Source organism: Chryseobacterium sp. ERMR1:04 (genome assembly GCF_001297705.1).
Lineage (GTDB): Bacteria > Bacteroidota > Bacteroidia > Flavobacteriales > Weeksellaceae > Chryseobacterium.
The window spans coordinates 796,527-816,518 of sequence record NZ_LIRF01000003.1 but is presented as its reverse complement, the minus strand read 5'-3'; the positions used below and the strand labels follow the sequence as shown (position 1 = coordinate 816,518).

At 33.2% G+C, this 19,992-nt stretch carries 24 protein-coding genes and 6 tRNA genes; 18 read left to right on the top strand and 12 right to left on the bottom strand.

Translation table 11 applies throughout. The annotated features are described in order from the left end of the window. The first annotated feature begins 16 nt into the window (after window positions 1-16). Window positions 17-334, top strand: coding sequence for an L-rhamnose mutarotase (rhaM, locus tag AMQ68_RS03870; protein WP_054509283.1), 318 nt, complete (start codon window positions 17-19; stop codon window positions 332-334). Window positions 335-354: 20 nt separating this feature from the next. Here the strand turns inward: rhaM and AMQ68_RS03865 are convergent, their stop codons facing one another. The 5 genes from AMQ68_RS03865 to AMQ68_RS03845 are packed head-to-tail and all read right to left on the bottom strand — an operon-like array spanning window position 355 to window position 3,671. Continuing rightward, entirely contained in the window at window positions 355-714 is a 360-nt protein-coding gene (locus AMQ68_RS03865; RefSeq protein WP_054509282.1) for a DUF4180 domain-containing protein, read from the bottom strand. Window positions 715-719: 5 nt separating this feature from the next. Continuing rightward, on the bottom strand, window positions 720-1,571 hold the full coding sequence (gene prmC / locus AMQ68_RS03860) for a peptide chain release factor N(5)-glutamine methyltransferase (RefSeq protein WP_054509281.1): 852 nt from the start codon (window positions 1,569-1,571) through the stop codon (window positions 720-722). Further along, a complete protein-coding gene (gene yaaA / locus AMQ68_RS03855; RefSeq protein WP_054509280.1) occupies window positions 1,571-2,329 on the bottom strand; it encodes a peroxide stress protein YaaA in 759 nt (252 codons plus the stop codon). Before yaaA ends, prmC begins: the two co-directional genes overlap by 1 nt. Before the next feature lie 5 nt (window positions 2,330-2,334). Next, window positions 2,335-3,036: a CPBP family intramembrane glutamic endopeptidase gene (locus AMQ68_RS03850; RefSeq protein ID WP_082383958.1), complete on the bottom strand. Its 702-nt coding sequence runs from the start codon at window positions 3,034-3,036 to the stop codon at window positions 2,335-2,337. A gap of 23 nt (window positions 3,037-3,059) precedes the next feature. Continuing rightward, window positions 3,060-3,671, bottom strand: a complete 612-nt coding sequence (locus AMQ68_RS03845; protein WP_054509278.1) for an L-threonylcarbamoyladenylate synthase — start codon at window positions 3,669-3,671, stop codon at window positions 3,060-3,062. 101 nt (window positions 3,672-3,772) lie between these two features. Between AMQ68_RS03845 and AMQ68_RS03840 the strand changes: the two genes are divergently transcribed. The 6 genes from AMQ68_RS03840 to AMQ68_RS03815 all read left to right on the top strand — a co-directional run bounded on the left by AMQ68_RS03840 (window position 3,773) and on the right by AMQ68_RS03815 (window position 4,410). Then, a tRNA-Met gene (locus AMQ68_RS03840) sits at window positions 3,773-3,845 on the top strand. A gap of 40 nt (window positions 3,846-3,885) precedes the next feature. Next, window positions 3,886-3,958 (top strand) — tRNA-Met (locus AMQ68_RS03835). A gap of 39 nt (window positions 3,959-3,997) precedes the next feature. Further along, window positions 3,998-4,070, top strand: a tRNA-Met gene (locus AMQ68_RS03830). Between the two features lie 40 nt (window positions 4,071-4,110). Further along, window positions 4,111-4,183 (top strand) — tRNA-Met (locus AMQ68_RS03825). A 40-nt stretch (window positions 4,184-4,223) separates the two neighbouring features. After that, window positions 4,224-4,296 (top strand) — tRNA-Met (locus AMQ68_RS03820). A gap of 41 nt (window positions 4,297-4,337) precedes the next feature. Then, window positions 4,338-4,410, top strand: a tRNA-Met gene (locus tag AMQ68_RS03815). A 145-nt stretch (window positions 4,411-4,555) separates the two neighbouring features. Here the strand turns inward: AMQ68_RS03815 and AMQ68_RS03810 are convergent. The 5 genes from AMQ68_RS03810 to AMQ68_RS03790 all read right to left on the bottom strand — a co-directional run bounded on the left by AMQ68_RS03810 (window position 4,556) and on the right by AMQ68_RS03790 (window position 9,168). After that, on the bottom strand, window positions 4,556-5,500 hold the full coding sequence (locus tag AMQ68_RS03810) for a transposase (RefSeq protein WP_054509277.1): 945 nt from the start codon (window positions 5,498-5,500) through the stop codon (window positions 4,556-4,558). 28 nt (window positions 5,501-5,528) lie between these two features. Beyond that, window positions 5,529-5,882: a hypothetical protein gene (locus tag AMQ68_RS03805; protein ID WP_054509276.1), complete on the bottom strand. Its 354-nt coding sequence runs from the start codon at window positions 5,880-5,882 to the stop codon at window positions 5,529-5,531. A gap of 84 nt (window positions 5,883-5,966) precedes the next feature. After that, window positions 5,967-6,995: a hypothetical protein gene (locus AMQ68_RS03800; RefSeq protein ID WP_054509275.1), complete on the bottom strand. Its 1,029-nt coding sequence runs from the start codon at window positions 6,993-6,995 to the stop codon at window positions 5,967-5,969. Between the two features lie 29 nt (window positions 6,996-7,024). Then, window positions 7,025-8,038, bottom strand: a complete 1,014-nt coding sequence (locus tag AMQ68_RS03795; RefSeq protein ID WP_054509274.1) for a hypothetical protein — start codon at window positions 8,036-8,038, stop codon at window positions 7,025-7,027. A 548-nt stretch (window positions 8,039-8,586) separates the two neighbouring features. Then, window positions 8,587-9,168 carry a hypothetical protein gene (locus AMQ68_RS03790; RefSeq protein WP_054509273.1) on the bottom strand — a complete coding sequence of 194 codons (582 nt, stop codon included), beginning with the start codon at window positions 9,166-9,168 and terminating at the stop codon, window positions 8,587-8,589. A 338-nt stretch (window positions 9,169-9,506) separates the two neighbouring features. Here AMQ68_RS03790 and AMQ68_RS03785 point away from each other — a divergent pair, with 338 nt between their 5' ends. The 6 genes from AMQ68_RS03785 (at window position 9,507) to AMQ68_RS03760 (ending at window position 14,952) form a co-directional block, all read left to right on the top strand. Beyond that, complete coding sequence (locus tag AMQ68_RS03785) at window positions 9,507-9,872, top strand: BlaI/MecI/CopY family transcriptional regulator (RefSeq protein ID WP_054510013.1); 366 nt, start codon at window positions 9,507-9,509, stop codon at window positions 9,870-9,872. Between the two features lie 2 nt (window positions 9,873-9,874). Beyond that, entirely contained in the window at window positions 9,875-11,488 is a 1,614-nt protein-coding gene (locus AMQ68_RS03780) for a M56 family metallopeptidase (protein ID WP_054509272.1), read from the top strand. Between the two features lie 59 nt (window positions 11,489-11,547). Continuing rightward, window positions 11,548-12,453, top strand: coding sequence for a GLPGLI family protein (locus AMQ68_RS03775; protein ID WP_054509271.1), 906 nt, complete (start codon window positions 11,548-11,550; stop codon window positions 12,451-12,453). A 99-nt stretch (window positions 12,454-12,552) separates the two neighbouring features. Further along, window positions 12,553-13,419 (top strand): GLPGLI family protein, encoded by an 867-nt coding sequence (locus AMQ68_RS03770; RefSeq protein WP_071254653.1) that lies wholly within the window; start codon window positions 12,553-12,555, stop codon window positions 13,417-13,419. 108 nt (window positions 13,420-13,527) lie between these two features. Continuing rightward, window positions 13,528-14,091: a sugar O-acetyltransferase gene (locus AMQ68_RS03765; RefSeq protein ID WP_054509269.1), complete on the top strand. Its 564-nt coding sequence runs from the start codon at window positions 13,528-13,530 to the stop codon at window positions 14,089-14,091. A gap of 21 nt (window positions 14,092-14,112) precedes the next feature. Continuing rightward, complete coding sequence (locus AMQ68_RS03760; protein ID WP_054509268.1) at window positions 14,113-14,952, top strand: GLPGLI family protein; 840 nt, start codon at window positions 14,113-14,115, stop codon at window positions 14,950-14,952. Window positions 14,953-15,007: 55 nt separating this feature from the next. On the opposite strand, the gene fsa is transcribed toward AMQ68_RS03760, so the two are convergent. Then, window positions 15,008-15,661, bottom strand: a complete 654-nt coding sequence (fsa, locus tag AMQ68_RS03755; RefSeq protein WP_054509267.1) for a fructose-6-phosphate aldolase — start codon at window positions 15,659-15,661, stop codon at window positions 15,008-15,010. Window positions 15,662-15,804: 143 nt separating this feature from the next. Between fsa and AMQ68_RS25500 the strand changes: the two genes are divergently transcribed. Together AMQ68_RS25500 and AMQ68_RS25495 are read left to right on the top strand one after the other, a co-directional pair. Next, window positions 15,805-16,065 carry a DUF1905 domain-containing protein gene (locus AMQ68_RS25500; RefSeq protein ID WP_241775049.1) on the top strand — a complete coding sequence of 87 codons (261 nt, stop codon included), beginning with the start codon at window positions 15,805-15,807 and terminating at the stop codon, window positions 16,063-16,065. A gap of 31 nt (window positions 16,066-16,096) precedes the next feature. Next, a complete protein-coding gene (locus AMQ68_RS25495; RefSeq protein ID WP_241775048.1) occupies window positions 16,097-16,345 on the top strand; it encodes a YdeI/OmpD-associated family protein in 249 nt (82 codons plus the stop codon). A gap of 44 nt (window positions 16,346-16,389) precedes the next feature. Here the strand turns inward: AMQ68_RS25495 and AMQ68_RS03745 are convergent, their stop codons facing one another. After that, window positions 16,390-16,950 (bottom strand): hypothetical protein, encoded by a 561-nt coding sequence (locus tag AMQ68_RS03745; protein ID WP_054509266.1) that lies wholly within the window; start codon window positions 16,948-16,950, stop codon window positions 16,390-16,392. Window positions 16,951-17,147: 197 nt separating this feature from the next. Here AMQ68_RS03745 and pepE point away from each other — a divergent pair, with 197 nt between their 5' ends. The 3 genes from pepE to dacB all read left to right on the top strand — a co-directional run bounded on the left by pepE (window position 17,148) and on the right by dacB (window position 19,990). Continuing rightward, window positions 17,148-17,840 (top strand): dipeptidase PepE, encoded by a 693-nt coding sequence (gene pepE / locus AMQ68_RS03740; protein WP_054509265.1) that lies wholly within the window; start codon window positions 17,148-17,150, stop codon window positions 17,838-17,840. Next, window positions 17,812-18,417, top strand: coding sequence for a hypothetical protein (locus tag AMQ68_RS03735; protein WP_054509264.1), 606 nt, complete (start codon window positions 17,812-17,814; stop codon window positions 18,415-18,417). Before pepE ends, AMQ68_RS03735 begins: the two co-directional genes overlap by 29 nt. Window positions 18,418-18,616: 199 nt before the next feature. Further along, complete coding sequence (gene dacB, locus AMQ68_RS03730; protein WP_054509263.1) at window positions 18,617-19,990, top strand: D-alanyl-D-alanine carboxypeptidase/D-alanyl-D-alanine-endopeptidase; 1,374 nt, start codon at window positions 18,617-18,619, stop codon at window positions 19,988-19,990. The last annotated feature ends 2 nt before the right edge of the window (window positions 19,991-19,992 follow it).

Genomic DNA, 19,992 nt, shown 5'->3' with positions numbered 1-19,992 from the left:
TTTAAAAGAATAAATAATGAAAAAAAGAGTATCCTTCAAAATGTTTCTAAAGCCAGGCTGTGAAAAAGAATATGAAAAAAGACACAATGAGCTTTGGCCCGAACTACAAGCGTTATTAAAAAACGCTGGCATATCAGATTATACCATCTATTGGGATGAAGATACTAATATCCTGTTTGCTCACCAAACGGTTTCAGAAGGTTCGGGTTCTCAGGATTTAGGAACTGCTGAAATTATAAAAAAGTGGTGGAGTTTTATGGCAGATATTATGGAAACCAATCCGGATCATTCCCCGATAAGCATTCCTTTAAAAGAGGTTTTTCATTTAAATTAAAACAATAAACTCTCTTTATTTTATCTTGAAAGCCTTTCTAAAGCTTCCGCTAAGGTTGATATAAAATTGATGTGTCGAGTTGTATTACTTTCGAAGATAAAATCTTTAATACTGTTGCTTTTATATTGGCTAAAATCTCCAACAATAGCCAAACGGACACGATAATTTGAAAATTTTTGAAGAATATCACCCGCAATTCTTGTTTTAAGATCAAAGAATTCAGGGGTGATATTTTTTTTGTAAATCACAATTTTATCAAAATCCTGATAATAGATATTTCCCAGAAGTTCTAGACCATCTTGAGCGTTTTGTATGATAATTTCATCAGAAATTACTTCTGCTATTCTGGTTTGGTTGATTTCGTGAGTTGTGATTTTCATAGATATTACTTTACGCCAATAACAAATCGGTCATTCTCAGATAAATCTTTAATAAGCTCAACTTCTGAAAATGAATCTTGATAAAGGTTCAATGTTTCGGGTCCTAATTTTTGATTGATCTCTAAAAATAAAAGTCCATTTTCCTTCAAATGTTTCTTAGAGTCTTCTGCTATTTTTCTATAAAAGATTAACGCATCAGAAGTAGGAGAGAAGAGTGCCATGGTAGGCTCAAATCCTTTTACAGAATCTTCAATTTCAATCTCTTCCTCCATTCCGATATAGGGCGGATTTGAAATGATAATATCATAATAATCAGTTAATTCAGAGTTAAGATAATCACCATGAATGAAATTGATTTTCAATTGATGAAAAGCGGCATTCCTTTTAGCGACTTCCAATGCTTTTTCTGAAAAATCAATCGAGGAAACTTCAGCTTCAGGAAAATGTTTTTTTAAAACCAAAGGAATGACGCCGCTTCCGGTTCCGATGTCAAGGATTCTCAGCTTCTGAATCGTAAACTGTGAATTGTGAATTTTTTTAATAGCAATCTCCAATAATTCTTCCGTTTCAGGACGAGGAATCAATACATTTTTATCTACGAAAAACTTCATTCCGTAAAATTCGGTTTCCCCTAGAATATGTTGATAAGGTTTATTGGTTTTTAACTCTGAAATAACTTTTTGAAGTTTATTTTCATCATCAATCAATAATTCCTGATCAGATAATCTTCTTTGATTAAAAGCATCCAGACCTAAAAAATGCTCTATAAAAATGGAGTATAAAAAAGTGCTTTCCGATTCTGTATACAGTTCGGAAAGTTCATTTTGAAAGTGTTGTTTATATTCTAGAATTATCATTACCTTGTGAAAACCAGTTTAGTGTCAGTAGATTTTTCTTCGTTAATCATGTACCCTTCATAATTGAAAGCTTTTACATCATTCAACGTTTGTGCATTGGTTTCTGCGCAAAATCTTACCACCAAACCTCTTGCATGTTTTGTGTACACAACAATTGTTTTCAGTTTTCCTTCTCTTAATTCATAAAAATCAAAATCGATTACGGGGTGATTCAGTTTTTTCCTGTCGATTACTTTTCCATATTCATTACTGCATAAATGGAGAAGAACTTCATCCTTTTTCATTTCAGAATTCAATTGTTCTGTCACTTTTTCTTTCCAGAATTCATACAGATTTTTATAATGATCAAATTCGAAATTACGGCCCATTTCTAGTCTGTAAAGCATTACTTTGTCAGATGGCTTCAATAAACCATACAATCCGGAAAGTATTCTGTAGTTTTTTTGCAAATAGTCTACTGCATTTTTATCCAATGTTTTAGCATCCAATCCTCTGTATACTTCACCTGTAAAGGCAAACATGGCGGGTGCAGATTCTTTTGCAGTAGGTTTTGCGTTCCATTTTTGGTTTCTTTCCCAGTTTTCATCGGCCAGTTTTGGCGATATTTCCATGAGCTCGGAAAGATATTTTGGAGATTTAAGTTTTAAATGAGATTGTAAAAGTGCTGCTTCTTCAATGAATTTAGGGGTTGTAGTTCTCAAAAGGTCTGTTGAGTTTTCTACGTTCATTAATTTCGCAGGAGATGTTATTATTTTCATACTGTTTAAAAAGCGGATAAATGTTTAATATCAATAAAATTCATGATCATTAAAGACACAAAATCAAATAGAAAATGGCACATGATAATGATTTTAATATTCGAATATAATTTATAAAATACAGCGAAAACGATTCCGATAAAGAAAGGTCCTACAACCTGGCCTATGGTTCCGTATGTGCTGTGGAGAATTCCAAATAAAATGGCAGAAATGGTGATTCCTAAAAACGGACTGTTGTATATTTTTTCAATTCTTGGCTGAATATAACCTCTCATGAGATACTCTTCTACAACGCCTGCCGTTAAGCAGGTGAAAATAATTAAAAAATAATTGTTTTTAAAAATAGATTGCAGCTGAATAAGCTTATCACTCATTTTTTCATGAGTAATCACTGAGATTAATCCGTTTAAAAGCGCTCCACCAATCGCGCAAATAAAATAAAGGCACACCACTGCGCCAATATAAAATGAGACCGGATACTTTTTATCGTTCCAAATGGTAAGAGAACTTTTTTCGATGAACTTACTGTAAAGGAAGATTATCAATAAAACGGCCCAAATGACAATTCGGCTATTCAAAAACAGACCCGCTGTCATGGTTTTTGTGCCGGTTATCAAGGTGAGAAAAGGGAATACATATAGCATCACTAAAGCAAGTAGTGCAAAAGTGAGTAGAATTCCTAAAGAATATTTTCCGTTAAGACTCATAGATAATGACCGAGGAGGTGTAATTAAATAATTCCTTTTCCTTGTCTGATTAATTCAGGTTCTCCGGAAGTCAAGTCTACGATGGTAGAAGCTACATTGTCTCCATAGCCTGAATCAATAACAATATCCACCAAATGATCATATTTTTCAGCAATTAATTCTGGATCTGTAGAATATTCCAATACTTCATCATCATCTCTAATAGAGGTTGAAGCAATCGGATGTCCTAATTTTTCTACAATAAGCTGCGGAATCGGATGATCGGGAACACGAATACCAATTGTTTTATGACCTTTATAAGCTAACGGAACATTTTTGTTTGCATCCAAAATAAAGGTGAAAGGACCTGGAAGGTGACTTTTTAAAAACCTGAAAATAGAAGTATCAATAGGTCTTGTAAAATCTGAAAGATGGCTTAGGTCGTTACAAATAATAGAGAATTGAGCCTTTTCAAGTTTCATTTTTTTCAGCTGAGCCAGTTTTTCCATGGCTTTTATGTCAAAAATATTACAACCTAAGGCATAAATTGTATCAGACGGATAAATAATTAATCCACCATTATTCAAAGTTTTAATAACCTCATTTATAAGATTTTCCTGAGGGTTGTCTGGGTAAATTTTCAATATTTTTGCCATAGTACAAAGATACAAATATTAAAATAGTTTTCATAAAACTCCTTTATTTAAAAGAAAAATTAGGATTTTGAAATTATTGTTGTACATTTGCAATCCAATAACGCGGGATGGAGCAGTAGGTAGCTCGTCGGGCTCATAACCCGAAGGTCATAGGTTCGAGTCCTGTTCCCGCTACTAAGTTTAAGTGTTTTCGGTAAACACTCTAAAGATACACCGCGGGATGGAGCAGTAGGTAGCTCGTCGGGCTCATAACCCGAAGGTCATAGGTTCGAGTCCTGTTCCCGCTACTAAGTTAAGTGTTTTCGGTAAGCACTCTAAAGATACACCGCGGGATGGAGCAGTAGGTAGCTCGTCGGGCTCATAACCCGAAGGTCATCGGTTCGAGTCCGGTTCCCGCTACTAAGTTTAAGTGTTTTCGGTAAACACTCTAAAGATACACCGCGGGATGGAGCAGTAGGTAGCTCGTCGGGCTCATAACCCGAAGGTCATAGGTTCGAGTCCTGTTCCCGCTACTAAGTTTAAGTGCTTTCGGTAAGCACTCTAAAGATACACCGCGGGATGGAGCAGTAGGTAGCTCGTCGGGCTCATAACCCGAAGGTCATAGGTTCGAGTCCTGTTCCCGCTACTAAGTTATAAGTGTTTTCGGTAAACACTCTAAAGATACACCGCGGGATGGAGCAGTAGGTAGCTCGTCGGGCTCATAACCCGAAGGTCATAGGTTCGAGTCCTGTTCCCGCTACTAATGTTAAAAGAGAATCACATGGTGGTTCTCTTTTTTTTTGGAATGTATTTTTTATGTGTTGAATATAAATTTTGCAATCATTTACTTCTAGATTGTTTTACTTATTGATGATGGATCAAGGATCAATACCAAAAGTTGGGGACTAGGCAAAAAGTTTAGATAATCTAAATAGGAAAAACGATTTATCTCGCACACCTCTAAGTTGTAATCTGAAGTTTTTTATTTTGGCATTGAAAGACTCAGCTGCAGCATTCGTGCTACGAGCATTAAAATAATTGAGAATACCATCATAGTTTAATATAATTGTCCTAGTTAAGGTATTGAAGGATTTAAATCCGGATTCTTCCACATCTTTAAACCAATGGGCTAACTTTAACATGGCTACTGGTTTTTCAATGTTTTGATTATAGATTTTCCTGAGCCCATCTGATAAATTGTACGCTTTTTCTAAATCTGGATACTCTGAGAACAAGATTTTCGCCCTCTGTTTTTGTGATGGAGTCCACTTTTCTCTGGTTTTATAAAGTAAATATCTACTTCTTGCCAAAAGTTGCTTTCGAGTGTCACCGTTTAGGAAAATTTCAATTTGGAGATTTTCTTTCTTTTGCTTTGCTTCCAACAAAAGATTATTTTCTTGTTCAATAGCTTCCCAACGATGGCTTACCCTGATGTCCTGCAACGCTTCTATGGCTAATTTCTGAACATGGAAACGGTCGATAACCTGTATTGCTTTGGGGAAACATCTTTTGGCGATGAGTTTCATAGAACCAGCCATATCGAGTGTTATTTCTTTCACTCTCATTCTCGACCTTCTGCTGATTTTTAAAATATATTCAGCTATGATATTGCTTTTTGTACCTTTGATTACAGCTACAAGAGAACCTTTTTTGCCTTTTGCTTTTTTGGAAGTGAGAACACTGTACAGTTCTCCATCAGAAAGGGCAACTTCGTCCAAGGAAAGCTGCTCGGAGAGGTTTTCAGGGTAGAGAATCCAATCTTCTGCATGCGATTTTTGTTCCCAATCTTTAAAATTACTGATGCTTTGTTTGTACTGTCTTTGGAATTTTCTACCATCTACGCCGTACATCTCACCAATGGTTTTACAGGGAAGCGCTTTAGTATCTGCTGATTTTTTTTAAGAACTCTGCAAAATCTTGTGTCATGCGGGTTCCTTTGGCAATAAGATTCCAATCTCTTTGAATGATGTTTCCTGTTTTAGTATCAGTCCACCTTCTACGTCTGATGTGGAGCTTCACTGTTTTTCCGCGGAGAGGAAAATCATCTACCATAATTTCAGGAACAAAACCTTTTGACTGTAATATGAGCGAAGAAAATTCTTTTGGAACTGTATTTTTTTCTTCAAAGTAAATATGTAGAATTTTGTTTTCCTCTTCAAATTTTACAATCTCAAAATATTCAATCAAGAGTTCAGGTAAAAATAATTTAAGCAGTTCGGCATCATTTAACATACTACAAAAATATCATTTTTTATTTTCTCCCCAAGTTTTGGAACTGATCCTTGATGATGCCAAGACATCTAGTATAATTATCCACTATTTTTGTACAAAGATACTGTGAGGGATAACAATATCTTCTCCTTCACTGCCATATTGTGGTATAATAAACCCTTGGGTTTCATAACGTTTTGTTCCTGAGTTATGATACCAGTTTTCACAACCGCTCACTTGTAATTTAATATGATAGACATAATTATCGGCTTCCTTTTGATATTGACCGAAATCTGGCAATGATGTATGCAAGTCATTTAATTCTTTAGCATATTCATCATGAATTCTCATTGCTTCAGTACATGCTTCCTGATATGAAAGTTTATATTGATGACTTAGAATGAAAATAATATTCAGACTTTCAGTTTCTATTTCGAGTTCTTTTTTCAGAGAAGCGAAATCATTTTGTATGACAATAAGCATACTAAGTAATGTTTTACAACGTTGAATAATAGGATGATTATAAATATGAACAGGCAATGCAAAATTAGTAGCAGGTTCTATTAAGTCTCCAAAAGGTCCCATTCCTATAGAATACTGACGAAAATTTAAATAATGAGCGAGTAAAGGATAGGTTCTTATTTCTGCTTGTTTGAAAGGGATTTCCTCGGCCATACCATACATTATAAATTCATAGAAATTTTTAGAAATCCGCTCTATAAAAAATTGAGGCATTCCATTTGCTATCCATTCTTTTCTTGCTTGTGCCATTTGTCGTAAAATTCCTATTTCGTCTGGTCTCGGTTCCTCACCTAGCATCACTTCATATACCCGATCAGCCATAATTTTGAGTTCTTTTCGAGGTGTTAATCCAAAATAATCGTCAAAAACTGTGATGTAAATCATAAGACGAGCACAAGGGCGCATTAAATCAATATCATCACATGTTGGATTCATATAAGTTGCGACCCGAGATTGTAATTGTTTTTTACATCTTTTGATTCCTTCTTCAGAAATAAAAGTATAATCATTATCAAACCAAACTTTCTCTTCATCATCAAAAGCATTGGCAATGGGGCTGGTAATTGTTGGCCAGGGATAATTACATCTAGGGACTATTAGTTCATCTTTCATAGGTTTAATTTTTATTTTGTAATTAGGAATTATATTTTATTTAGCTTTGCTTTTAGTTCGTCAGCCTGTGGAAATTCCATAGCATTGTAACGTCCTAGCTTTGTGGAGATGTTCTTCCAACCACTTAAAACCATACTCATGTAATGCACCCAGTTCACGACAGCGTCTTGCCAAATTCCAAAATCAGGAAGAGAAGATTGTAGTGCTAGAAATTCTTTAAGATCTTCATTATGCAGACGTAGGTCTTCTAGACATGCGTCTTTTAGAGAGATATTGTGTTCGTGTTGAATCACTTTTACAATATTATAATAAATACTGTCTGTTGCCTCATCTTTTATAACCGATTGTACTTCATTAAAAAAAGTAACCAAGTGGCAAGCCAAAGTCTGCAGACGGAGGATCACGGGATGATCATGTATTTCCTTTGGGAGAACAATCCCTGTTTCTAGCTCTGTAAGCTGTAAGAAAGGATAGAGGCATATGGAGTTTTCACGTAAAGCTATACATTCTGCAATACTGGGAAAAGTTTTGTTTTTCTTATAATTCAATTCGGTTTCCAAACCGTTAAAATACTTACTGATCATTCGCGTAAAACGAGATACTGATTCCTGTGGTATAAACTCCAGCAGTTCCTGTCTTAATGAAGCCAGCATATTTCCTAGAGGTATTCCAGAGTCTACAGCATTTATCTCACCATTTAATATTGCAATAGATTGAGCGTGAACATAGCCTATGTCACAGGGTTCACTTTCTTCATAAAGGTCATCATTATAAAGGGTCCAGAGCATAAGTCTGCAAATAGGCTTGAAGCGTTCAGGTGGTGCGGTAGGAAACCATTGGGCAGCAATATGTGCTGTTTTAGTTTTTTTATACTTCTTACGGAGATCAGGATTTTGTTCATAAAGCCATAGGTAATCTCCGTCAATCCATTGATTTTCTGTTATTTCCTGTAATAGCTCCGCATGAGGATTTTTTAATGTTGGAAAAGGGTACCTAAACTGATTTTTGAGCAGCTCAAGCGTGTTAAAATTTTCATTACTCATGATTTGATGGTTTTTAGTTTATTCTGATTACTAATATATTTAGTTTTACCATACGATGTATATTTTATTTCATCATATGGTGATATTTATATTACGATAATAAAAAAACATCGTTTTAATAAGGTATTGAGAAGAGGGAAATATTTAACTACAAGATGAAATTTGAACTTTTTTTGACTTTTTTCACAATTTTTCTGTGTTTTATTTTTATTTTTTTTCCAAAAAAGAGTTCTGGGATATGAAACTTAATAAAAAAGATTGAAGCTTGAAATCAATTATTGAAATATTTTAATACTAAGTAATTTCATAAAGAAATTTTATCAAAGAAATAATGATAGTAATTTGTGTAATTATTTTAAAATCAGAATGATAATGTAAGGGAATTTTGAAAGCTCCTTAAAAACAAGGAGATTGGTGATTTTTTCCCAATTAAGTAGTGAATACTTGCAAAGAGAAAAAATAGAAATTAGGATTTGAAAATGATCGGAGTCTAATAGTTCTTTAGATAGGATGCAAAAAAAATCCCGCTTTTAAAGCGGGATTCTATATTATTGTGCTATTTCAGCGTAAGGTCTTAGTTTGTAGTCTTCAGAATTTGTTTGATCTAAAAACTCTTTCTTTTGATTGCCTTTCATTCTTGCTGCAGCGTCGCTTGCGTTAAAATAGGCATCGCTTAGTTTAGTAGCCATTTCAGCAGGTTTGAAATCTATCTTAGTATCACCTTCTACCCCAAGATATCCATTCTTTTTAGTAAGGTAAGTGATATAATTTTTATAGTTAATCATAGTATCTCTGAACATTCTATTGTGATACTCCATGCATTTTTTAGATTTTTTTGAAGAATTGTTTAGAATACAGCTAGACATGTTTCCTCTATACAGACGCCATTCATCCTCAACTTTTTTATATTCTTTTCCTAAAGCAATTTTTCCGTTGGTAAGGATATTATTGTCCCCTTCTTTAGTTGCAATGGTTTGTAAATGTCCTATAACAATAGGCACTGTACTTTCAATTTTGGATTTAGTCTCTTTTAAAGTCCCAAAATCTGCAGCAGGAGAGTTTTTCTTTTGAGCAGTCGTTACATTAAAAATAAGTAGTAATAGTACAATTAATAAATTATATCTTTTCATGAGAAATTTTTAAAGCACTAAAATAAATATATTTTATCACTTTAAACAAGTAGATTTTAATTTTATTTAATAAATTTTAACAAGTTTTAAGAATTTGTATTCTAATGTCACATTTTACTGCTAATTAATGAGGTAATAATTTCGATCAATTAAAAATTTAACATATTGTAATGAAATTTATTCATTTGATTTTCAGTTATTTATACTTTTTATATTTTTATCACTAAAAAAATAGTTGTTAGCTTCAGATTTATTTCTACATTTGTATAACTAATTTCTTAGTGATATGAGATTTTAATACAATTTTATATCATATTTAATGATAAATGAAACAGGATATGAAAATTCAGACTTTAACAAAAGCAGAAGAACAAGTGATGCAGTATTTATGGAAACTTGAAAAAGGATTTCTAAAAGACGTTTTAGATTTATTTCCAGAGCCTAAACCGCATACCAATACCGTTTCTACGATTTTAAAAGTATTGAAAGACAAAGAATTCGTAGACTATAATGTGTACGGAAGACAGCATGAGTATTTTCCACTGATTACGAAAGAGCAGTATTCTGGAAAAACAATGAAGAGTCTTGTGAAAAATTATTTCAAAGGTTCTTATAAAAGTGCCGTTTCCTTTCTTGTAGAAAAGAATGAGATGACGGTGGAAGATCTTGAAATGTTATTAAGCGAACTCAAAAAGAAAGACTAGTCATGGAAACATTCGTTCTATACTTTGGAAAAGTAATTTTATCTTCTGGTGTAATGTTTTTGTACTATCAGTTGTCTTTAAAAGATAAGACGTTTCATCATTACAACAGATTTTATTTACTGTTTGCGATATTGATATCCTTATTATTGCCTTTAATCAGGGTAAATGATTTTACGATAGAGGTAAATAATGATGTATACAGACTATTAGATAAGATACAGAATTTTAATACAACCAAAAATATAGACAATGACCACACTTATTTTAGAATTATTTTTTCAGCTTTGGGATTGGGTTCTCTCTATTTTTTAGGAAGATTCATTTATGGGATCTTTAGGATCCAACAGCTTAAACAGCAATTTCAAAAAGAAAGTTTTGATGGGATTAATTTTTACCATACCAACCTTTCTGAAGCTCCGTTTTCATACTTTAAAAACCTATTCTGGAAAAATACAATTGTATTGAATTCAGATATTGGGAAACAAATTTTACAGCACGAGATGGTGCATATTGAGCAGAAACATTCATTTGATAAAATCTTTATTGAAGTGATTACTTCCATTTTCTGGTTCAATCCTTTTTTTCATATCATTAAAAAAGAAATCAATTTAATTCACGAATATCTGGCCGATAAAAAGGCCGTAAAACAATCGGACACCAAAGCATTTGCGCAGATGCTTTTAGCAAGTCACTTTTCCGGAACACAGTTGCCTGCCACCAGTCCGTTTCTAAGTTCAAATCTAAAAAAACGACTCAAAATGTTACAAAAACCTAAAACCAAATTCGGGTATGCGCGAAGAATTTTTGCATTGCCGGTTTTATTTTTAGTGGCTTTTGCCTACATGGTAAACGCTAAAAATAAAGAGATTAAAGAAACAAATAAAGAAATTGCGCAAGCTGTTTCTCAGATTAAAAAAGATACAGTAAAACAGGAGAAAATTAAAGAAATTCCTGTTTCTACTAAAGGGTATGCAAAATCTGATCATCAGAAAAAGCTTGATGATCTAAGCAAAAAAATTAATGAAAAAAGTAAAGCTTTAAATGAATTAAAACCAGGAACCAAAGAGTTTGAAAAAAATGTTGATGAATTAGGAGAGCTTTCATCAGAGATAGGAAAAATTTCAGTAATAGTAGGAGAAAGGGCAAGAATTGAAGGTGACAAAGCACGAGTAAATGGAGAAAAGGCAAGAATTGAAGGCGAAAAAGCAATGAGAGAAGGTGAGAAAGCCAGAATAGAGGGTGAGAAGGCAAGAGTAAATGCAAAAATTATAGAGGAAAAAGTAAGACTAGAAGTAGCAAAAATAGCTGGAAATGACAACTTAAAAAATGTATATGTCTATAATACTTCTTTAAAAACAGCTTCTAAAGATCTTTCTAATATACACATGAATGCGGATTTCATAAAAAAAGATGGAAAAGGAAATATTACCATTAATGGAGTGAAAAACTTCAAGTATGATGGAGATTCAGATATGAAGCTCTATATCGACGGAAAAGAAGTTACAAAACAGGAAATGGATGGTTTAAGCCCTAGTAAAATTGAAAATATTAATATCAATAAGCGTGTTGATAACGGTAAAACAACAGGAGACATTAGAATCGAAACAAAAAAATAAAGTTCACCTAGCTTTGCTGATCTTTTGGTAAGCAAAGCTTTTTATTTAATCAATTAAATATGAAAAAAAATATTTTATTCTTTTTGCTTGTAAGTGTTTTTGCAACAGCACAAACCAATAGATTTTTCTATGAATACAAGTACATTCCAAATTCTGATGATAAAGCAGATGTAAAAAAAGAAATGATGCTTTTGGATATCACTAAGGATGGATCAAACTATTATAGTCAGGACAAATTTGTAGGAGATTCTATAGCAAAAGCAGATCTTGAAAAGCAACTGAAAGGAGGTTCCGGAAATATCAGTATTAATAGAAGAGAAAAACCCGGACAGGTTTCTTATAAAGTGACTAAGCAGTATCCAGATTTTAAAACCTATTTGTTTAGAAATATTTCTACAGATCAATATAAAATTCAGGAAGATAAAAAGCCGGAATGGAAAATTCTTCCAGATAAAGAGAAAATTGGAGCTTACAATACCCAAAAAGCAACCACCAATTTCGGAGGAAGAGAATGGACGGCTTGGTTCACGACAGATATTCCTTTTCAGGACGGACCGTATAAATTTTATGGTTTACCGGGCTTGATTGTTAAAATTGAAGATGTTACCGGTTCTCATAGTATGACGTTGGTTGGAAATAAAACAGTGCAGACGCCCGCCAACGATAAGGAGACGCAAATGCCTCAAGGGATGACTATTTTCGGAATGGGAGGTAAGGATATTGAAGTTACAAAAGATCAGTTTAGAAAGGTATGGAAAGCCTATGTAAATGATCCTACCAAAAATATGCGTGAAATGATGATGAAAAACGGAGGAGACTCTAACCAAAAAATAGTTTTTAAAACGAGAACGGCAGACGGAAAAGAAATCTCAGATCCTAATCAGGTATTTAGAGAAATGGAAAAGAGAACGAAAGAAACATTAGCTAAAAATAACAATCCGATAGAACCAGATTTGGTGAAGTAGGTAAAATAATTTTTAATAGTAAAGAACAGGATAGAAAGTAATTTTTATCCTGTTTTTATTATCTTTAAACGCTAAAAATACTAAAAATCAAATTAAAGCATGAAGAAAATACTATTGTTATTCTTTCTATTGTCAGGGCTGATTATAAATACACAAAATCAGCGCTTTACCTATGAATATAAATATATAATTGATTCTACTGCTAAAGACAAGCTAGAAACCGAGATGATGCTTCTTGACATTTCTCCTAAAGGTTCAAAGTTTTATAGTAAAAATCGTTTCGAGTCTGACTCTTTAATGAGAGCATCTATTGAAAAGCAGACAAAAGGTGGAAATACAGATGTCAATCTTGTAGGATTTCAATCTAAAGGTAAAATAAGATACAGTATTGAAAAAGCGTATCCTGATTATTCAGTTAATTTCTTCACCACTTTGGGTTCGGATGAGTATATGATACAAGACAGCAGATCGCAAAACTGGAAAATTCTCCCGGGAAAAGAAAAAATAGGAAATTTTATGGCACAGAAAGCCACTTGTAATTTTGCGGGCAGAAATTGGATCGCTTGGTTTACAACAGAACTTCCTATTCAGGATGGGCCGTATAAATTTCATGGGTTACCAGGATTGATTGTAAAACTTGAAGACTCGGCGCATACTCATTCGTTTGAATTAAAAGGAATTAAAAAACTTCCAGACGGATATGAATGGAAAAGTACCAAAGATAAGTCACGTTATAATCCACTGATTACGCTTAATGAAGTGAAGTATAAAAAAGCTTTTAAGGATTTCTGTAATGATCCTATAAAAAGTGAAAGACAAATGTTTGCTCAAGGACTTATTCTTGAGATGAGAGACAATTCGGGAAAAATTATTGATCCTGAAAAAAGCTTAAGAGAGCAGGAAAAGAAAATGAAAGATAATATAAAAAAGGAAAATAACATTATCGAGCTTGATCTATTACAGTAAAGTATTATTGTAAAATAATTTTAAAAATTAAAAAACAGGACGGAAACTACTTTTCATCCTGTTTTTCTTTTATTATCTTTAGGCGTTAAAAATACCAAAAAGCAAATTATGACAGAGAAAGAAAAATGCGAAAAAGGATTATTGTACGATGCAAATTATGACCCTGAGTTAATCAATGAACGGATTTTTATTAAAGATTTATGTTTAGAATATAATCAAATCAAAAACTCAGACCTTCCTAAAAGAAAGGAATTGATTAAGCAAATCATTAAAAAGACAAAAGAAAATCTCTGTATAGAACCCAATTTTTGGTGTGATTACGGATATAATATTGAGGTAGGTGAAAACTTTTATGCCAATCACAATCTTGTTATTTTAGATTGCGCCACAGTAAAGTTTGGAGACAATGTTTTCATAGGTCCCAACTGTAGTTTTTATACCGCAGGGCATCCTTTAGATGTTAAACAAAGAAATGCAGGTCTTGAATATGCACGTCCCATCACGGTTGGAGATAACGTATGGTTCGGTGGTAATGTGGTGGTTTTACCGGGAGTTTCTATTGGAAATAATTCGGTGATAGGAGCGGGAAGTGTTGTCACAAAAGATATTCCTGATAATGTTGTGGCAGTAGGAAATCCGTGCAAAGTTGTTAAAGCTATTGACGAAAACTAAACACAATTCTAAAATTAAGTTATGAAAAAAATATTTTTAGTATTATTTCTATTGTCAGTACTTATTATTGATGCACAAAGTCAGCGTTTTGCGTATGAATATCGGCTCGTTGCAGATTCTACAGCCAAAAAAGACGTCAAAACTGAGATAATGTATCTCGATGTTTCGAAAAAAGGATCTAAATTTTACAGTAGTGAGGTAGCCATCTCAGATTCTATGAGAGAAGACAGAATTAAGAAAGGTATTCATGATTTCTCAGGAATTAACTTCGGATATATTCCTTTTGTGGTAGAGAAATCTTATCCGGATTATAAAACCCTATTCTTTAATAGTTTGGATATAGATAAATATAAAGTGACAGATGACAGGCCTCAAAACTGGAAAATTCTACCGGACAAAGAAAAAATAGGAGAGTTTACAGCTCAAAAAGCAACTTTAGATTTTGGAGGAAGAAAATGGACGGCTTGGTTTGTAACAGATATTCCTATTCAGGATGGACCGTATAAGTTTCATGGGCTACCGGGTTTAATTGTGAAGATTGAAGATAAAACGAACTCTCATTCATTTGTATTAAAAGAAGTGAAAAAACGAAATGAAGATTGGATCACTGAGAGTGAAAAAAAATCATTTACTAAAGTAATTCCTGTCAATATGGAAACGTATAAAAAGCAGTTTATAGAAAGCAGAAACAATCCTACAAAGGGTCTACGTCAGATGCTTGCTTCAGGGACAAAGGTTATAATGATGGGCGAAAACGGAAAACCGATCGAGCCTGAAATGATGATGAAAATGCGAGAGAAAGAAGGGAAAGAAGAAAATGCGAAAAATAATAATTTGTTAGAATTAGATTTATTGAAATAAAACAAAAACCCGAAACTCAGTTTCGGGTTTTTTATGCTTTATAGTGAGCGTAATGTTAAGCTAATTTCGCTGAATCTGCAATAAATTGAGCCAATCCGCTGTCTGTTAATGGGTGTCTCAACAAACTCAAGATTGGAGGAAGTGGAGAAGTAATAACATCAGCACCAATTTTAGCACAGTCAATAATGTGCATTTGGTGACGGATAGATGCTGCTAAAATTTCAGTGTCATACATATAGTTATCAAAAATTAATCTGATTTCCTTGATTAGGTTTAATCCGTCTGTAGAAATATCATCAAGTCTTCCTAAGAAAGGAGAAACGTAAGTTGCACCAGCTTTTGCTGCTAAAAGAGCTTGTCCTGCAGAGAAAATAAGTGTACAGTTCGTTTTAACTCCTTTATCTGAAAAATATTTTAATGCTTTGATACCATCCTTAATCATTGGGATTTTCACAACGATATTCGGGTGGATTGCAGCCAACTCATCACCTTCTTTGATCATTTCTTCGTAAGTGGTAGAAAGTACTTCTGCAGAAATATCTCCGTCTACGATATCACAAATTGCTTTATAATGATTTTTAATAGCCTCAGCTCCCTGAATTCCTTCTTTAGCCATTAAAGATGGGTTGGTTGTTACACCATCTAAAATTCCAAGATCTTTTGCTTCTTTTATTTGCTCTAAATTGGCAGTGTCAATAAAAAATTTCATTTGTTTAAAGATTTATTTATACAAAGATAAACATTACTTTTTGAGTGGGAAACTTTTAATCTTGGTTAGAAGTTATGAGTGTATTGAGATGCTTCGATTTCGCTCAGTATCCCAAATAAAAACAATTTTATAACTTTACTTCAATGAAAAACCATTTCACAGCACAACTCAACATCATTGGTATCAATCCCTTTGTTTTTATTCCTGAGGAAATTTTAAATGAAATTTTTGAAACTTCGGGAAGAAACAAAAGTCCAATTCCTGTGAAAGGAACAGTAAATGGTAAAGAATTTAAACAAAATCTAATGAGATATTTAGGAGAATGGAGGTTATACATCAACCTAACCATGTTAAAAGATTCTCCCAGAAGAATAGATGAAATTATTGAAGTTGTTGTTGAATGATGCAGTTACCTAGTGATCAGGTGAAAAGTGGTTGTGTGAAGTTGTTGTTGAATTTGATGATGCAGACAGAACAATTTCCATTCACCCTCAATTAGATAAAGCAATCAGGGAAAATCCTGTCACGGTACAAAATTTTGAAAACCTTATTCCTTCAAGAAAACTGGAATTGATTCGTTATATCAATAATTTAAAAACAGAAGCGAGCATTCAAAGGAATATTGAAAAGATCATCAGGCATCTGCAAGGCGAAGTAGATTTTTTTGGAAAAAGGATTAATTGAAATCAATAAAAAAATCCGAGAAAATTTCCCGGATTTTAATTTCTTTATGAATTTAAAGTTTTACTTAATTTTAAAGCATCTTGATTGGTAGGATCATATTGTATTGATTTAGCAATATGTTCTTTTGCTTTTGCAGGATCAGACTGTTGTTCTGAAAAGGCGATATAGAAATAAGCGTAAGCCAAATTTTTCTTATTTTGTTCTACTTCTTCCGGTTTTACCGTAGCAATGTATTTTTCATAAGAAAGTTTTGCATTGGCATCATCTTTACCTGCCTGATAAGCGTATGCCTGACTGTAATAAGATGGAGCCCAATCGGGTAACAAAGCAGATATCTTTTTCCATGTAGCTACTGCATTGGTCCAATCCGAAGCGTCTTGATAAGCGCCCGCCAATTTGGCTAGTGATTCTGTATCTTTAGGATTAGCTTCAATTTGTTTTTTAAGGCCATCAATCGTAGCATTACCAGATTGAGTTGTAGCAGCCGTAGTTGTTGTACTATTGGCAGTATCTGTCTGAGTGGTTTGTGCATTCGCAAAACCAGCACTTCCTACAAGGAATAAACCTAAAAATAGATTTTTGATATTAATTTTAGTCATTTTCATAATCGTACATTTTTAAAATTTCTAGAATCTAAAATTCAATAATAATTCCAGAAAGTCTCAAATTTTAGAAGCTTTAAGTTTTTTTAGAAAATATTAACGGATAAACGATTTTTTTTAGCTTAATTTTTGATTCCTACGCGTTTGAGTTTATCTTTGTAACTCAACTGTTTTTTTAATAATCAATATAATTTCCCGGTATGAATATCATATTAGCCTCAACTTCCACAATTTTTGGTGGAGAATATTTAGAATATTTAAGAGAAGAATTAATACAATTATATAAAGGAATTGATGAAATTATTTTCATTCCTTATGCAAGACCCGGTGGAATTTCCCATGAGGACTACACCGCAAAAGCACGTTCGTTCTTCGAAACAATTAATATCAAGGTAAAAGGTCTTCATGAATTTGAAGATACAATGGAAGCATTAAATAGCGCCAAAGGTTATTTTACAGGCGGTGGAAATACATTTTTATTGGTTAAAACGTTACATGAAGAAGGTTTGATGTCAGTTTTAAAATCAAATGTAGAAAACGGAAAAGCTTATTTAGGCTGTAGCGCAGGAAGTAATATTGGGGGACAAAATATGAAAACCACGAACGATATGCCAATCGTTTATCCGCCAAGTTTTGACTGTATGGGCTTGGTTCCTTTTAACCTGAATCCACATTATTTAGATCCAAATCCGGATTTGAAACATAATGGAGAAACAAGAGAAACCCGAATTATGGAATTCTTAACGCAAAATGACCTTAAAGTGGTTGGACTTCGTGAAGGAAACTGGATCAGAAGAATTGGGGATACAATTACTGTTGAAGGAAGTGAATTAACAAGAATTTTTGAAAAAGGAAAAGTACCTTATGAAATTGAAGCTGGAAGTTTATTATAATAAGCAAAGCCAGACTATCATAAACAGTTTGGTAGTTTACTTATTATTAGGATCTGTATATATTAAGGCTCAAAACTCCAATATTTCGGATATTGATATATACGGAGTAATAGATTATGCAATTAAAACAAAAATTGATAAAGTAGAAACCATAAAGATTATTACTGAAGATCCAAATTATAAAAATAACGAGAGGGATTATAATTATTTAGATATTAAAATACTAAAAAAGTTTTTTACTAAGAATGATGTAATTTCCATGAAGCAACAATATGAAGAATCGGAAAATTTTTTGCTTAATCCAAAGTATATTATTAATATGAGAATAATTCATAAAGAAAAGTTATTGAGTTATAAAAAAAATAACCAATCTTTTTGGACTGAATTTAATAAATTACATGGAAAAGTTTCATTTATGTTTGTTAGTAAACCTCTATTTTCGATAAATAAGAAAAGAGCTATTGTTAGTTATGGTCATTATTGTGGTGGCCTTTGTGGAGGAGGAGAAAGAGTTATAGTAAAAAATGAAAATGGAAATTGGAAAATAGAAGAAAAATTATCCGGTTTTATAAATTAGTTTAATTTTATATAAATCTGAATTAAATTGTAATCTTTATTATATTTGAACAAATAGTTAAATAATATTGAATGCTTCGACTTCGCTCAGCACGATAAAGCTACAAAATGTCATTTAGTATTAGAAATGTCATGCTGAGCGAAGTCGAAGCATTTGAATGTGATGTCTTAGCATTACAAGAGAATAAAAACAAAATGCAATGAAAAAAACATTTGCGGTCCTTGCGATTTCAAGTCAGCTCATTTTCGCTCAAAATATAGCCCAAAAATTAGATAAAGTAACCAAAGACTTAATGGATTCCTCAGGTGCTGTTGCAACTAATTTATCTTTTTATGTGTCTGATGAAAGCGGAAATTTTATTTATGAATATCAAGGGAATAAAGGCCTTTCAACAGCGTCTACGCAGAAAATATTCACTGCCGGAGCGGCGTTGGAAACTTTAGGCAAAAATTATACGTATAAAACTACTTCAAGCTATTCCGGAACGCTTTCGGGAGGAAATTTGAATGGAAATCTTTTCATTACATCCAATGGTGATCCTACGCTGGGAAGCTGGCGTTATGACTCTTATAAACCGGAAAATTTTAAAAAGAAACTTATTGATGCTATTAAAAAATCGGGAATTACAAAAATCTCCGGTGATTTAATTATTGATGATTCTTATTTTGACCATCAAACAGTTCCCGGAGGATGGCCTTGGGATGATATGGGAAATTATTATGGAGCCGGAGTTTGGGGGATCAATTGGAAAGAAAATCAGTTTGATATTAATATCAATGGAGCCGATTTTAAAAACTTTTCTTATCCGTTGGAAGGCGTAAAATGGTTGAATGATTTAAAAACTGGCGGAAGTTCAGACCAAAGTTTAATCTTTACGGCGCCTCGCTCTCATGTTGCTTTGATCAATGGAACGTTGCCTGCAGGAAAAACGGTTACTGTTTCAGGATCTACCCCCAATCCGCCATTGCAGTTAGGTATTGAAGTAAAGGATTGGTTAAAGGAATCCGGAATTGAGTTTTCAGGAAAAGTAGTTACCAATTCCCAACTCGAATTGGAAGGGAAACCGTCTTTAGAAGCCCCAAAAACGAATGTCATTCTTACATATGAATCTCCAACGTTGGATAAAATCGTATATTGGTTTTTAAGAAAGAGCATCAATATGTATGGTGAAACATTCATTAAAACGCTAGGAAAAGAGAAGAAAGGAAATCCTAGTTTTAAAAGCGGAGTCGCTTTTCTTAAAGAATTCTGGAAATCAAAGGGAATCAATCCGAATATGATCAATTTTGCTGATGGAAGCGGACTTTCACCACAGAATTATGTTTCAGCAAAAGCAGAAGTGCAGGCATTGTTATATGCTAAAAAACAGCCGTGGTTCGAATCTTATTATGATGGTTTTCCTATACAGGATAACGGAATGAAAATGAAAAGCGGAACCATGAGAGATACAAAATCCTATGCAGGCTATCATACAGGAAAAGATGGTAAAAAATATGTGTTCTCTATTATTATCAATAATTATCAGGGGAGCGGAAGTACAGAGTTGCAGAAAATTCTGAATGTTTTAAAATAAAA